Source organism: Hoylesella timonensis 4401737 = DSM 22865 = JCM 15640, assembly GCF_000455445.1.
Taxonomy (GTDB): Bacteria; Bacteroidota; Bacteroidia; order Bacteroidales; family Bacteroidaceae; genus Prevotella; species Prevotella timonensis.
Window position 1 is genome coordinate 280,425 of the sequence record NZ_HG417090.1, and the last position, 14,979, is coordinate 295,403.

Annotated in this window: 10 protein-coding genes; 5 read left to right on the forward strand and 5 right to left on the reverse strand. The window is 47.7% G+C overall.

The annotated features are described in order from the left end of the window. Positions 1-21 precede the first annotated feature (21 nt). The 4 genes from BN35_RS01240 (at position 22) to tsaA (ending at position 3,652) form a co-directional block, all read left to right on the forward strand. Positions 22-549 carry a hypothetical protein gene (locus tag BN35_RS01240; protein WP_025071836.1) on the forward strand — a complete coding sequence of 176 codons (528 nt, stop codon included), beginning with the start codon at positions 22-24 and terminating at the stop codon, positions 547-549. 328 nt (positions 550-877) lie between these two features. Next, entirely contained in the window at positions 878-1,342 is a 465-nt protein-coding gene (locus tag BN35_RS01245; protein ID WP_025071835.1) for an HU family DNA-binding protein, read from the forward strand. A gap of 25 nt (positions 1,343-1,367) precedes the next feature. Beyond that, positions 1,368-1,475, forward strand: coding sequence for a smalltalk protein (locus BN35_RS13660; RefSeq protein ID WP_154653941.1), 108 nt, complete (start codon positions 1,368-1,370; stop codon positions 1,473-1,475). A 1,487-nt stretch (positions 1,476-2,962) separates the two neighbouring features. Next, entirely contained in the window at positions 2,963-3,652 is a 690-nt protein-coding gene (gene tsaA, locus BN35_RS01250) for a tRNA (N6-threonylcarbamoyladenosine(37)-N6)-methyltransferase TrmO (protein WP_028900737.1), read from the forward strand. A 49-nt stretch (positions 3,653-3,701) separates the two neighbouring features. Here the strand turns inward: tsaA and BN35_RS01255 are convergent, their stop codons facing one another. Further along, entirely contained in the window at positions 3,702-4,628 is a 927-nt protein-coding gene (locus BN35_RS01255) for a TIGR01212 family radical SAM protein (protein WP_025071833.1), read from the reverse strand. A 66-nt stretch (positions 4,629-4,694) separates the two neighbouring features. On the opposite strand from BN35_RS01255, the gene BN35_RS01260 reads away from it, so the two are divergent. Then, entirely contained in the window at positions 4,695-6,899 is a 2,205-nt protein-coding gene (locus tag BN35_RS01260; protein ID WP_025071832.1) for a S9 family peptidase, read from the forward strand. Between the two features lie 673 nt (positions 6,900-7,572). On the opposite strand, the gene BN35_RS01265 is transcribed toward BN35_RS01260, so the two are convergent. From BN35_RS01265 to rho, 4 genes are all read right to left on the reverse strand, one after another. Beyond that, positions 7,573-8,901 (reverse strand): ATP-binding protein, encoded by a 1,329-nt coding sequence (locus tag BN35_RS01265; RefSeq protein WP_028900736.1) that lies wholly within the window; start codon positions 8,899-8,901, stop codon positions 7,573-7,575. 233 nt (positions 8,902-9,134) lie between these two features. Then, entirely contained in the window at positions 9,135-10,046 is a 912-nt protein-coding gene (locus BN35_RS01270) for a glycosyltransferase family 2 protein (RefSeq protein ID WP_028900735.1), read from the reverse strand. Between the two features lie 45 nt (positions 10,047-10,091). After that, positions 10,092-12,929 (reverse strand): excinuclease ABC subunit UvrA, encoded by a 2,838-nt coding sequence (uvrA, locus tag BN35_RS01275; protein WP_025071831.1) that lies wholly within the window; start codon positions 12,927-12,929, stop codon positions 10,092-10,094. Positions 12,930-12,931: 2 nt separating this feature from the next. Then, positions 12,932-14,932, reverse strand: coding sequence for a transcription termination factor Rho (rho, locus tag BN35_RS01280; protein WP_025071830.1), 2,001 nt, complete (start codon positions 14,930-14,932; stop codon positions 12,932-12,934). Positions 14,933-14,979 lie beyond the last annotated feature (47 nt).

Sequence of the window (14,979 nt, forward strand, 5' to 3'; positions counted from 1 at the left end):
ACCTACTAAAATAATATTGATATGAAAAAAGGTTTATATGTACTACAAGTGCTCATTTTATCGTTGTTATTTATTGGTTGCAACAGCGAAGATGAACAAACGTCAACTCCTATAGTACAAGGAGCGAAAACGGCATTGTTTGCCGTTGGGACAACTCGCATAACAAGGGCTGCTGCAAAGCCCTATCTTTTTACGCTTGAGAATATCAACTCTTTCAATGTGCAGACTCGTGAGATTGTCTTCCAAGATTTTGAGCCTACAAGTCAACTCTTTCCGATTTACCGTAATATAGAAGTACATTCGTATGGCAAGGTGCTGCTTCACATCACAACCTTTGTATCTTCGCTCAATAGTCAAATATTTACAGATTTATCATTGGTCTCGGAATCAGGTAAGTTTTATCTTAGCGACTGCTACCCACGAAACATCGAGAACGACAGTCACTATGCCAAAGATAACAAGGTTATTGCGGAATCACGAGAAAAACGAGCAACAGAATGGGGAGAGTTTCTCTCAATACTCAGAAAACATGGAAAGTTGATAGAATAGTGAATAACGCAAACATATCTATCTAAAGGAGTATGTCTTTATCACGACTTTTAGCCCTTTTTGGTCATCGAGATCAAAAAGGGCTAAAATAGTATTTAAGGGATTGTAATATCCTTATTATAACTTATTTCCGCTTCCTTTTGCGCGTACCTATATTTTTATCCGTTGTGTGTGTGAACAAGGGATAGGTGATAAGTGATAGCTTTTGCAACATAGAAGCCTATCATGAATCATTGACATGCGGAGACAAATGTTGTATCTTTGCATCGTCAGTCAGAGAGATGACTGATTTACATTTATCATATTAACCCTAAAAACACACAAAATTATGGCAGTAATGTACAAGTTGTATCAGAACAACAGAAAAGATTCTAAGACTAAAGGTAAGTGGTATGCACGCGCCATTCATACCCAAATGACAGAAACGGATGTGCTGGCAGAACGCATTCAGCGCAACTGTACTGTAAAACGCAGTGATGTACTCGCAGTACTTTCTGAATTGGTAGAGGTGATGCAAGACGAATTGCAAGCCAGTCACGTAGTGAAGTTGAATGGATTTGGCTTGTTCAAAATAGGTATGCGCACCAAACCCGCCGATACCGCAGCTAAGTTCAACGTCAGCGAGAACGTGGTGAACTTCCGCGTGAACTTCATCCCCGAGATGAAGGGCGGTGGCAAGGGAATGAAACGCAGTCGCAAGTTCTTGGACAAACTTAGTGTACAAGAAGCACCGAAGAACGCTGTGGACACCACCAAACCTGCAACTCCCGCCTCTCCATCGACCAACGGATAAGCGAGTATAGAGAAAGGAAAGAACCATGAAAAACACCAACTGGAAACTCATCATTAAATTGATTATCACGATTGCCACAGCCGTATTGGGCATTCTTAGTCAACAAGATCACGACGTCACAGACGAACGCTGAAGAGCACACGAGTCTGTGAGTCCTTTAGCCAAACAATTGGCTGTTTGGAATGTCTATTTACGGTTTTGTATTAACATTCTTCTCTTGGCAGCAGCGATAGTAGCCATTCTCAGCTGTTCAAGAATCCTCTAAAAGCAAAGAGCCAACTCACAAAAGGGTTGGCTCTTTTTGGTTGTTGGGGATTGTTTTGTTTGATTGTTTGCAGCGTCAGCAAACAGCCTTGTAATAGCAACGTAAAATCACGGAAGAACACGGACATGCTGTCCCACACGGATTTTTATTGATAAAGTCATTTGTTGTTACAACAATCATGTTTTTTGTTTTAACAACAAATTTAACCAATCCAACAAATCCGATTCTCGGCGTTCAATGAACGCCAGCGTTCACCGAATGACATAAATTTAGCAAGACAACAATATTTTTAACAACGAATGAAATTTGTGTCTGTTTTCACGACACGTCCGTGTCGTTCCGTGTCCTTCCGTTGCAACGATGAGAAATATTACTTCCGTTGCCTCATTTGGCTTGAAATTCTGTTGACTTTACTTGAATAAAATGGTTTGCGCGCTGCAAAGACGGGCTGAAAGCCCAAAAGGAATACAGCCCAGGGCAGCGCCCTGGGTAACAGTGAATTAAGTAATTTGCGCTCTGAAAGAGCAACAGGAAGGAACGAGTATTTCACTGGCTCCTGTTGCGCTTACAGCGCGCAAATTAGTTAACTATCACTAACCCAGGGTGTTACCCTGGGCTGTATTCCTTTTGGGGCTTCGCCCCGTCCTTGCTCATTACATCAGCTGCTATGCAATGCTTTGGATTTATCATTTTGTGGAAATTTCGCCCCGTCCTTGCTCGTTACATCAGCTGCTATGCTTTGGGGTTATCATTTTGTTGAAATTTCGCCCCGTCCTTGCTCGTTACATCAGCTGCTATGCTTTGGGGTTATCATTTTGTTGAAATTTCGCCCCGTCCTTGCCGTAACCACGGTTGCTGCACATTGCACTATTCGAACATCGTTCCACTATTGCTCGTAACCATGGCTGCTACTGCAATACACGATATTCTCTTGGTTCATGGGATGTACTGTTTTCCGCAACAGGAATTTCACGTGATTTCACGATACTTCCATGTCGTTCCGTGTACTTCCGTTGCTATGATGAGAAATATTATTTCCGCTACCTCATTTGGTTTGAAATTCTGTTGTTTTATCTTGAATAAATGGTTTGCACACAGCAAAGACGGGCTGAAAGCCCAATAGGAAATTAGCCCAGGGCAGCGCCCTGGGTAACAGTGAATCAAGTAATTTGCGCTCTGAAAGAGCAACAGGAAGAAACGAACGAGTATTTCACTGGCTCCTTTTGCGCTTACAGCGCGCTGGATAGTAGGTACACTTGCCCTTCAATGAAAGAACCGTAACCCTCTCAAAGGAATATCGAAAAATTTGAATTTTGCACGGATTCATCGTATCTTTGCAAAAACAAGATGACGGTATGAATGATGAATTTGTGTTAAGACCCATTGCCTATTTTCATTCGCCCTTTGCCTCCAAGTTTGGCATACCCAAACAGAGTGGTGTGGTGCCACAGTTGGCAGGGACGGTGGTTTTCGAGCCAGCCTTTCGTGATGTGCATGCGCTGCGAGGCATTGAGGGATTTGATTATTTGTGGTTGGTGTGGAAGTTTAGTGCCAACCCACACGATGCTACCCATTTGTTGGTGCGTCCTCCGCTGTTGGGCGGCAACGAGAAGGTGGGCGTCTTTGCCAGTCGTTCGCCTTTCAGACCCAACCCCATAGGACTGTCGTCTGTGCGTTTGCAACGTGTGGAGTGGGAGAGCGAGTGCGGTCCTGTGCTTCACGTGTTAGGGGGCGACTTGATGGACGGCACCCCCATTTACGACATCAAACCCTACCTTCCCTTTACCGATAGTCATGCAGATGCACGGAGCGGATTTACAGATTTGTCGAAACTAAAACACTTGGACGTAAGGATGCCTGCGGAATTTTCTTCAGCCTTTACTGCCGAAGAGCGACAAACGCTGTTAGCGATATTGGCATTAGATCCCCGTCCTGCTTATCATGCAGAGGACACGAAGACGTATGGAATGCCATTTGCAGGCAAAGAGGTGAAATTTCGTGTCATCGGAGGAAAGACCATTGAAGTAGTGAGTGTGGAGCGATAGAAGCGAGCAAGCGTAGGCTTGTGTCACCTCATGCGCTATGAGTACTGTTTCAGCAAGAACTTGTCTCTTCGTGTCTTCGTCCTTGAAAGGTGTGCAGCTCACGCATACGCTTGCAGAGCTTTTCGGTAAACTCATAGTTTTTTAGTCCCCATTGTGGGGCAATGAGAAGTTGGGGTGGCGACTGACTGACAAAGCGTTCGATGACCAAGTTGGGGCGTAGCTGCTCTAAATAACGTATCATCACGTCCATGTATTCATCGACCGTGTACACATGAAAAGGCTTTTCTCTATATTCACGAGCCAGTTGGGTGTGCTGAATGATTTGCAACTGGTGAATCTTCAAAATATCGATGGGCAGTGCCGAGATGAGCGGTGCCTGCGCAATGGTTTCTGAAGCTGATTCACCAGGAAGTCCAACGATGATGTGTGCGCCCGTGCGGATGCCCCGTTGGTGCGTGCACTCAATGGCGTGCTGGCTCTCTGCAAAGGTGTGTCCACGACGGATGCGGCGCAGGGTATCGTCGTTGGCTGTTTCTACACCATATTCCACCAACAAGAAGGTTTTCCGATTCAGTTCTTCCAAATAATCGAGCAACTCCTCACTCATGCAGTCGGGGCGCGTTCCGATAACGATGCCCACCACGTCTTCTACCCTGAGTGCCTCTTCGTACATCGACCGTAACGACGCAATGGAACCATAGGTGTTGGTGTAGGCTTGAAAATAAGCCAAGTATTTCATGTCGGGATACTTGCGTGCAAAAAATCGCTTGCCTTCTTCTAATTGAGCCGTGATGCGCTGGTGCGGGTCGCAGTACGAAGGGTTAAAAGTGTGATTGTTACAGTAGGTGCAGCCGCCAGTACCAATGCTGCCGTCTCGATTGGGACAGGTAAAACCTGCATCAATAGAAATTTTCTGTACCCGAAAGGGAAATTGCTCGCGAATCCACGAGCCAAAGTCACGATATAGTTGTTCCATCGTTTGCAAAATTACGCAAATATCGTTATCTTTGCAATGCTAATGATAGAAGATTTTTTTAAGCCAATGAAAAAGATGATGAGTTGTGCCCTTATATTGTTAATGGCACTTACCACAGCGAAAGCTACAGAGAAGATAACCTTGAAAGATATTACCGACGGTGCTTTTGCTGCCGAACGGTTGACAGGCATTCGCCCCATTCCGGGTACCGACCAGTATGCCAGTATCAGCAAAGATGGGCAGCGTATTGTACAATATTCGTTCAAAACCGGCAAACAAACGGCTGTGTTGTTTGACGTGAAGCATACCATGGGTTCGACCATCGATTCGTTTGACGGCTACGAACTCTCGCCCGATGGCACGAAGATGCTCATACAGACCGCTACAGAGCGCATTTATCGCCGCTCGTTCAAAGCCAACTATTATATCTATACGGTGGCAAGCACCAAACTCGAGCCGCTCTCCGAGTGTGGCAAGCAGCAAGTGCCAACGTGGTCGACAGACGGGAAGCAGATTGCCTTTGTGCGCAACAACAACCTCCATCTTATCAAGCTGTTGTACGACAATGCCGAGAGTCAGGTTACCAAGGACGGACGCTTCAACGAAATCATCAATGGCATCCCCGATTGGGTGAACGAAGAAGAGTTTGGCACCAACCGTTCGTTCTGCTTCAATGCCGATGGCACCAAGATTTGTTGGATTAAATATGACGAATCGAAGGTGAAGAGCTATTCGTTACAACTCTTCAAAGGCTCACATCCCACACAAATGCAGTACGATGAATATCCGGGACTGTACACCTATAAATATCCCAAAGCGGGGCAGGACAATGCGCAGGTATCGGTGTGGAGCTTTGATGTGAAGAGTCATCAGACGCGCCAGCTGCAAGTTCCCTTAGAGGCTGACGGCTACATCCCACGCATCAAGCCTACCAATGACCCCAATCGCATCCTTGTCTATACGATGAATCGGCATCAAGACGAGCTGAACCTCTTTGCGGTCAATCCGTCGAGTACGGTGGCGACACTGCTGATCAAAGAAAAGGTGCCCAACTATGTTAAAGAAGAAGCCATGGAAGGCATCAAAATAGGAGAGAACACCCTCCTGTTGCCGAGCGACAGAGACGGGTACATGAAGGGCTATCTGTACAACATGAACGGTCAGCTGTTGCGTACCATTGGTCACGGAAAATACGATATTACAACCTTTTATGGCTACGACGAAAAGACAGGAGATGTGTATTATCAGGCTGCCGCACTGAATCCACACGACCGACAAATCTTTGTGTCGCATCGCAACGGTAAGGAAGAGCGGCTCACCCTTCAAGAAGGGTGGAACGAAGCACTGTTCTCGGGTGATTATCAATATTTTATCAATACTTGGAGCGACTACGATCATCCGTATGTTTACACGGTTCGCGACCGAAAAGGGAAGGTACTCTCTACACGCATTGACAACCGAGCACTCTTGGCGAAGACGGCGAAATATGGTTGGACTCCCAAGGAAAAATTCTCTTTCACCACCTCAGAAGGTGTTACGCTCGATGGTTGGATGGTGAAGCCTGCCAATTTCAACCCTTCTCATCGTTATCCCGTCATCTTGTTCCAATACAGCGGTCCCGGTAGTCAGCAAGTGGTGAATGCGTGGAAGGCAGGCTCAATGGGACAAGGCGGTGCTTTCGATTATTATTTGGCGCAGCAGGGCTTCGTCGTGGTGTGTGTCGACGGGCGAGGCACGGGCGGTCGTGGTGCTGCTTTTGAAAAGGTGGTGTACCAGCGTTTGGGCGACTTAGAGTCGAAAGACCAAGTGGAGACAGCACTGTGGTTGGGTAAGCAATCCTTTGTAGACAAAGAGAGAATAGGCATCTGGGGTTGGAGCTATGGCGGATTTAACACCCTCATGAGCATGAGCGAGGGGCGTGGTGTGTTCAAGGCAGGCGTGGCAGTGGCACCGCCCACCGATTGGCGTTTCTATGACACCATTTATACCGAGCGGTACATGCGCACGCCAAAGGAGAATCCGGACGGTTATGCGCTCAATCCCATTGGGCGTGCATCACAGTTGCAGGGGGCATTGCTGATGTGTCATGGCTTGGCAGACGATAACGTGCATCCGCAACACACGTTCGAGTATGCCGAGGCTTTGGTGCAGGCGGATAAGGATTTCCGTGAGATTTATTACACCAACCGCAATCACAGCATTTATGGCGGCAACACCCGTCATCACCTGATGCGACAAATAGCACAGTTCTTTCAGCATGAACTAAAATAAGCCATGCTTAACATTGAATACTTTTTGTTTTTAACAACGAATTAAATATTTTTTAACAACGAATAAAACAAAAGAAACGAATTTTCATTGTTGGAAAGCCAATGACCGCAGGCTTTCAACGAATGCAACAAATTTAGCAAGACAATATTTTTGAACAACGAATAAAACAAAAGCAACGAATTTACATGGTTGGTAATTTAATGAACGCAGGCGTTCAACGAATGCAACAAATTTAGAAAGACAATATTTTTAACAACGAATAAAACTTTTGCGAGTTTTCACGACACGTCAGTGTCGTTCCGTGTACTTCCGTTGCTACGATAAAAATATTATTTCCGCTGCCTTATTGGCTTGAAATTCTGTTGTTTTATCTTGAACAAAGGGTTTGCCTGCTGCAAAGACGGGCTGAAAGCCCAATAGAAAATTAGCCCAGGGCAGCGCCCTGGGTAACAGTGAATTAACTAATTTGCGCTCTGAAAGAGCAAAAGGAAGAAACGAACGAGTATTTTACTGGCTCCTTTTGCGCTTACAGCGCGCAATTAGTTAACTACCGCTAACCCAGGGTGTTACCCTGGGCTGTATTCCTTTTGGGGTTTCGCCCCGTCATTGCTCGTAACCATGGCTGCTACTGCAGTACACAATATTCTTTTTTGTTCATGACGCATACTCCTCGTCACTCTTGTTCATTTGGCAAAAGCCTATAAAACCAATCTGCTAAGGGTGAAGGACAACTGAGCAATCCCTCGTTGTATTGTAGATTGAGAAAAGAGAAGCGAATACGTTCCTGTGGGTGGTATCGCTCGTTATAGACAGATAGGCTTCTGCCACTCACACAATTTTCTGCCTTTACCTCTATCGGTATGATACGCTCACCCCATTGGATAACGAATTCTATCTCAGCACGACTGTCGGGCGACCAGTAGTACGGAATGTCGTCTTTCAACAACGGCATGAGCGACTGCAAGATGGCGTTCTCCGCCATACTGCCCTTAAATTCCGTATAGTTGGCATTGGCATTCAGGATGACAGTGGCAGGAAGCCGTGCCAGTCGGCGAAGCAACCCGCAATCACAAGCATATACCTTGAAAGCCGACGGATCTGCGTAGGCTGAAATAGGAAGTCCGGGTTTGGTAATGTTGAACACCCTGTAAATCATTCCAGCATCCTCCAGCCAAAGCAGTGCGTCTTCATAATCCTTTGACCTTGCGCCTGGCTTTACTATCTTGAAGATGAACTTTCGGTTCTCCTTGACAAGTTGCGAGGGCAGCGAGCGCCAGATGGCATGGATGCGTGGAATCTCCCTCGGCGTAGCGTACTTGGCAAAGTCAAGCTCGTAGAGGTCAAGAATGTCTTGCTGCACCTTCTCCACAGCCTCCATGCCTTTGTTGCCAAGAAGGCTGATAACTGCTTCGGGCATGCCGCCGCACACGAGGTAACGCCTGTACTCCGTTTTCAACTTGTTGAGGACAATTTCGGGTAGGTGACTGGCCTCGTGCAGATTTTCTACATAGCTAAACGTTTTCTCATCGGCAGCACGCAGAAACTCTCGGAATGTAATGGGGTACATACGCATGATACTCACTTTGCCCACCGGTACCGTCATGCTGCGCCTCTTCACCGCTACGCCAAGCAGACTGCCAGCGGCAATGACATGGTACGCTGGCGCATCTTCATAGAAGTATTTTAGGCTGTTCAATGCCTCCTCGCACTCCTGAATCTCATCGAAGATTATCAGCGTTTTACCTGCTACAATGGGAACCTCCGTATACAGCGAAAGCTCTTTCAGGATTCTCTCCGGACTCTTGGAAGTTTGAAAGACAGACCTTAACTCTGGCTGACGGTCAAAATCGAACTTGGCGCAATAGTCAAATTCCTCCTTGCCAAACGCTTCCATTGCCCATGTCTTGCCTATCTGCCTTGCTCCCTTTAATAGAATTGGCTTCCTGTCAGTCTCTTCTTTCCACCTCCTAAAGGTGTCTATGATGTCTCTTCGTATTTCCATGCGTTTACATTTTTAAGTGCGGAAAAGTGTGATAATCTACATTTTTCTGCAGTTGTTAGTGCAAAAATGGCAATTATTCCTGAAATAGACAAGTTTTGTGGAAGAAATATGGCGAGACTGCCACGAGTTTTTTATTTGTTGTTAAAAAAAATTACCGTTGCAGGAGTTGCATTGGTTGTTTAACAATATCAATCTTTATTTATTGTTGTGCAATCGTGCGGAAAATTTGCGCATCATCCTTGCTGTTGGTTGTGTGGCAAGGACGCATAAAAACCTAATTTGTAACATTTGAAGACAAAAAGAGAGGGATGAGTACTCAGGAGATGGGTTCTCATCCTTTTTTTTACGCATAAAAAGAGCAGACGGACGAGCCACGCCAACCGAAAACGGCGGAGGTGGGCATAGGTATGTAAAACGTTGGAATAGCCCACCAGTTCTTTGCGGTATTGAAACAGGGTGTGCATTGCCTCTTCGGTCTTGGCGAGAAAGCTGCGGTTCGACTCAAACGTGCCGAAGCCTACGGGGTTGTCGATGTGCAGAATAGGAATGCCTGCCGTGCGCAAGGTCTTTCCAAACAGCACGTCCTCATAGCCATAGGTCTGGATGCGCTCGTCAAAAGGGTGCGTTTTCATGACCCACTTTGCCACTAAAAAGTTGGAAGTGTTAAACTGCTGGTAAGGTTGTTTGTTGCGTTGGGCAGCATCGTGCGTTTGTTCAGCCGCTTTTTCATAGCGATATTTCAGGGTTCCATCGTGCGGCAGCCTGTCACGCTGCACGCAGTTGCCACCATAGACCACCGCTGCCTCGGGGGGTGCTTGTAGGTATCGTTCCAAGAAATCAGGACTGACAATCTCCATGTCGCTGTCTAAGAAAAGGAGCCATCGATAGCGTGCCATGGAAGTAAGGATGTTGCGTATTTTGGCACGTCCCACATTCGTTTCTCTACGTACGAACCGCGTGTTTCTTAACTCATTAATGTAAGCAGCTTGAAGTAATACTTCAGGGCGGTTAGATGCATCATCTAACACGATTATCTCATAGCTTAAACCCGACAAACGCATGGCTTGTTGTGCCAAGCTGTTCACCAGTTCTGCACAACAATCGTTGTAGGTGGGAATGAGGATAGAGAGTTCGGTGCGATTCATGTTTCAGGTTTGCGCTGTGCGTTGGGTGGTTGGTGTTGGCTATCGTTAGGACTGTGCTTTGTGCAACTCTCGCTTGAGATATTGCCCTGTCACGCTGTCTTTGCATTTTGCTATCTCTTCGGGCGTACCAGTCGCTACCAAGTTGCCCCCTTTGTCGCCTCCGTCGGGTCCAAGGTCGATGACATGGTCGGCATACTGAATCACATCCAAGTTGTGCTCGATGACAAGGATGGAGTGCCCTCGATTGAGCAGTGCATCGAATGCCGACAGCAAACGCTTGATGTCCAAATAATGAAGTCCTGTGGTAGGCTCGTCGAAGATGAACAGTGTGGGTTCCTGCTTCTCACGTCCAATGAAGTAAGCCAGTTTCACACGTTGGTTTTCACCGCCCGAGAGGGTAGAGGAGCTTTGTCCTAATTTGATGTATCCTAATCCCACATCATAGAGTGGTTGCAATCGGGTGACGATTGACTTCTGTTGTAGCGCATCGAAAAACTCAATGGCTTCGGCAATGGTCATGTTCAGCACGTCGTTGATATTCTTCCCTGCCACACGAACGTCTAACACATCTTTCTTAAAACGCTGACCGTGACAAGCCTCGCATTCCAATTCCAAATCAGCCATGAATTGCATCTCCACGGTAATGGTGCCTGCGCCCTTGCACTCCTCGCAGCGTCCGCCCTCGGTGTTGAAGGAGAAGTATTGTGCCGAAAAACCTAATTGTTTTGCCAATGGCTGTTCGGCAAACAGTTGTCGAATGGCATCATACGCTTTGACATAAGTGGCAGGATTGCTTCGCGAACTCTTGCCAATGGGGTTTTGGTCGACAAACTCCACGTGCTGGATGTATTTCCAGTCGCCTTCTAAGGAGATGTATTCGCCAGGCTGGTCTGCCACCTCGTTGAGATGACGTTTCAATGCAGGGTAGAGAATGCCCTTCACGAGTGTAGATTTTCCCGAACCACTGACGCCCGTAACGGCAGTAAGCACGTTGAGCGGAAAGCTGACATCAATGCCTTTCAGGTTGTTTTGGCGTGCCCCTACCACTTTGATAGCATGGTTCCACGACCGTCTGGAGGTGGGCATATCAATGGTCTCGTTGCCTGTGAGGTATTGTATGGTGTGCGAACGTGGATATTTGCGTGCCATTTCAGCAGGATGTTGTAGCACCTCTTGGAGCGGTCCATTGAACACAATCTCGCCTCCCAATCGTCCTGCATCGGGACCCACGTCGATAAGGGTATCGGCAGCGCACATCATTTCTTTGTCGTGTTCTACCACCATGACGGTATTGCCTAAGGCTTGCAGCTTTTTCAATACCTCGATGAGTCGCTGCGTGTCACGACTGTGCAGACCGATGCTTGGCTCGTCCAAGATGTAGAGCGAGCCTACGAGCGAGCTGCCCAATGAGGTGGTGAGGTTGATGCGCTGACTCTCGCCGCCACTGAGGGTGTTCGACTGTCGGTTGAGCGTGAGATAGCCCAAGCCCACATCGAGGAGGAATTGCAAGCGATTGTTGATTTCGGTGAGCAGTCGCTTGCCTATTTGCTGGTCGTGTTCGTTGAGTGTCAGTTCATTGAACCATTGCTTGAGGTTGACAATGGGCATCTCCACCAAGTCGGTGATAGACATGCCTTGAATTTTCACCCAACTGGCTTCTTGCTTCAAACGTGTGCCGTGACAGGTGGGACACACGGTTCTGCCCCTGTATCGGCTCATCATGACACGGTATTGTATTTTGTATTGGTTTTCCTTCACCATTTGGAAGAAGGCATCAATGCTCACTTGGTCGTGAATGTCCTTTTGCTTTTCAGAGGGCAGTCCGTGCCACAGCATATCTTTCTCTTTGCGCGACAGTTCCAGATAAGGTTTGAAAATGGGGAAGTTGTCTTGGGCAGCCCGCCGACAAAATTCGTTTTTCCATTCGCCCATCTTCTCTCCGTGCCAGCACTGCACACAACCGTCGTACACACTGAGGGTGGTGTTGGGAATGACTAATTTCTCGTCAATGCCAATAATGCTACCAAAACCCTCGCAGGTAGGGCAGGCGCCTAAGGGCGAGTTAAAGGAAAAGAGGTTGTCGTTGGGTTCCTCAAACTTCATGCCGTCGGCTTCGAAGCGTGTGGAGAATTGATAGGTGATGTTGGAAGGGAAGAACACGAGCATACATTCGCCATGCCCTTCGTAGAAGGCGGTCTCTGCCGAATCGGTTAATCGTGAAATGGTATCTTTGTCATTGTTCACCGATAGGCGGTCGATGAGGAGAAAAATCTGGTCGAGGGGGATCGCCTTGAGTGCCGCCTTGTCTTGCAAGAGGTCGTCAATGCGCACAAACTCGTTGTTCAGCCACAATCGGGTATAACCCTCTTGTATCTCCATTTCGAGTTGTTTCTCCAGTGTCCGCCCCTCGATGAGGTGCAGGGGAGATACCACTGCAAACTTGGTGCCTGCGGAATATTGCAGCATGCAGTCCACCAAGTCGTCAGTAGAATGCTTCTTCACCTCTTCACCGCTGATGGGCGAAAAGGTTTTGCCGATGCGTGCAAACAGCAGTTTCAGGTATTCGTATATCTCGGTCGAGGTGCCTACCGTGCTGCGCGGATTGCGAGCAATGACCCGTTGCTCAATGGCAATGGCAGGGGGCAGCCCCTTGATGAAGTCGCATTCGGGCTTGCTCATGCGCCCCAAGAATTGGCGTGCATAGGCAGAGAGCGATTCTACATAGCGGCGCTGACCTTCGGCATAGAGTGTGTCGAAGGCCAACGAAGATTTGCCAGAGCCGGAAAGTCCGGCAATGACAATCAGTTGATTGCGTGGAATACGGATGCTGATGTTTTTCAGATTATTGACACGAGCACCCTTTATTTCTATATCTTCGTTCATGTTTACGAGTTCATCGACAACAGAAACTCTTCGTTGTTGCGGGTTCTCACCATGCGGTCGTGCAGCGTGTGCATTGCCTCCACGGGATTCATGTCGGCAATGTATTTGCGCAAAATCCACATCCTGTCGAGTGTGGTCTTGTCTTGCAGCAAGTCGTCGCGTCGTGTACTCGATGCCACCAAGTTGACCGCTGGGAAGATGCGCTTGTTGGAGAGCGAGCGATCCAGTTGCAACTCCATGTTTCCTGTGCCTTTGAACTCCTCAAAAATCACTTCGTCCATCTTGCTACCTGTGTCGATGAGTGCTGTGGCAATGATGGTGAGCGACCCTCCGCCCTCAATATTTCGAGCTGCACCGAAGAAGCGTTTGGGCTTTTGTAGTGCGTTGGCATCCACACCACCGGTTAAGACCTTGCCTGAGGCAGGACTCACCGTGTTGTAGGCGCGCGCCAATCGGGTAATGGAGTCGAGGAATATCACCACATCGTGTCCACATTCTACCATGCGTTTGGCTTTCTCAAGCACGATGCCTGCTATCTTCACATGACGCTCGGCAGGTTCGTCAAAGGTGGAGGCGATGACTTCTGCATTCACCGTGCGTGCCATGTCTGTTACCTCCTCGGGTCGCTCGTCAATGAGCAACATCATGAGATAAGCCTCGGGGTGGTTGGCAGCAATGGCATTGGCAATGTCTTTCATCAAGATGGTTTTACCTGTCTTGGGTTGTGCCACGATGAGTGCACGCTGCCCCTTACCGATAGGAGAGAAGAGGTCGACGATGCGGGTCGATAGATTCGTGGTTTCGCGATCGCCGCAAAGTGTAAACTTCTCGTCTGGGAAGAGGGGTGTGAGGTGTTCAAACTGGATGCGGTCACGTACCTCGTTGGGATTGCGGCCGTTGATTTTGTCAATAGTAGTGAGTGGGAAGTATTTTTCTCCGTCGTGAGGTGGACGTACACGGCATTGTACCACATCTCCTGTCTTCAGACCGTATTTCTTGATTTGCGAACTGGCAACGTAGACATCATCGGGCGATGAGAGGTAGTTGTAATCACTCGAGCGCAAGAAGCCATAGCCGTCGGGCATGGTTTCTAACACTCCGTTGGCTTGTATGAGGTCTGCAAAATCGTATGCAGGCTGATTGGCGTTGGTCATGGGGGTGGGGGCTTGGTATGAAGTGGGAGGATTGATAGGAGTGGTGGGATTGTCTAACATGTCAAAGTTAGGCACTGCACCTTGATCCATAATGGGCAGGTCTTGCACGATGATGAAGTCGGTGCCGTCGCCGGGGTCGCCTTCCCATATTCCGTCCAAAACATTCTCTCGGTGTTCTTGTGCGTTTTCGTTGTGTGCATCTACTTTCGCCTGTAATTGTGCCAAGAGGTTGCTCATCCCTTGCTCTTTATGAGGCTCTTCAGATGCGGCAGTGGCGCTTTCCTCGGGTATCACCTCTTCTTCTTTTTCTTCAGGAATGGCATTGTCCTCCTCTGTGAGGGGAGTGTCAGCAGACTTTTCTTCCTCTGCTTTCTCCTCTTTCTTCTCTTCCTCTTGCTCTGTTGCTGCCTTTTCTTTGTTTTTGGCTTCAATCATCGCCAAGAGTTCAAGTTCTCTCTTTGTTTTTCTACCACGGTGTTTGGGCATGGCAGCCAACTCTTCTTCGGGCGAGAGTGCAGGCGTTTCATCATCTGCGGGGGCTTCTTCCTCCAACTGGTCCTTAAATAGGGAAATAGGTTCGTTGACTGGTCTGTTTTTCTTTAGGTCAAAGTTTTCGCCCTCCTTGCCATTCACCGAATACACTCTGTCGATTTCGTGCTTCGCAATGCGGACTCTCTTGCGCTTCGTTCCTGTCGAAGCACTGTTGTCATCGTCTGCATTTTGTTTCTCGAGTATGGTATCTATGAGTTGTTCGGGCGTTTGTGTTGCATCAAGATTTGCACCCAATTCTTGTGCGATATCCGTCAATTCTCGGACATCCTTAGATGATAATTCGTCTTTGCTATACATTTTAGTATAATAAGTGTTGATTGAAATAGTGTCGTTTCAGAACAGAA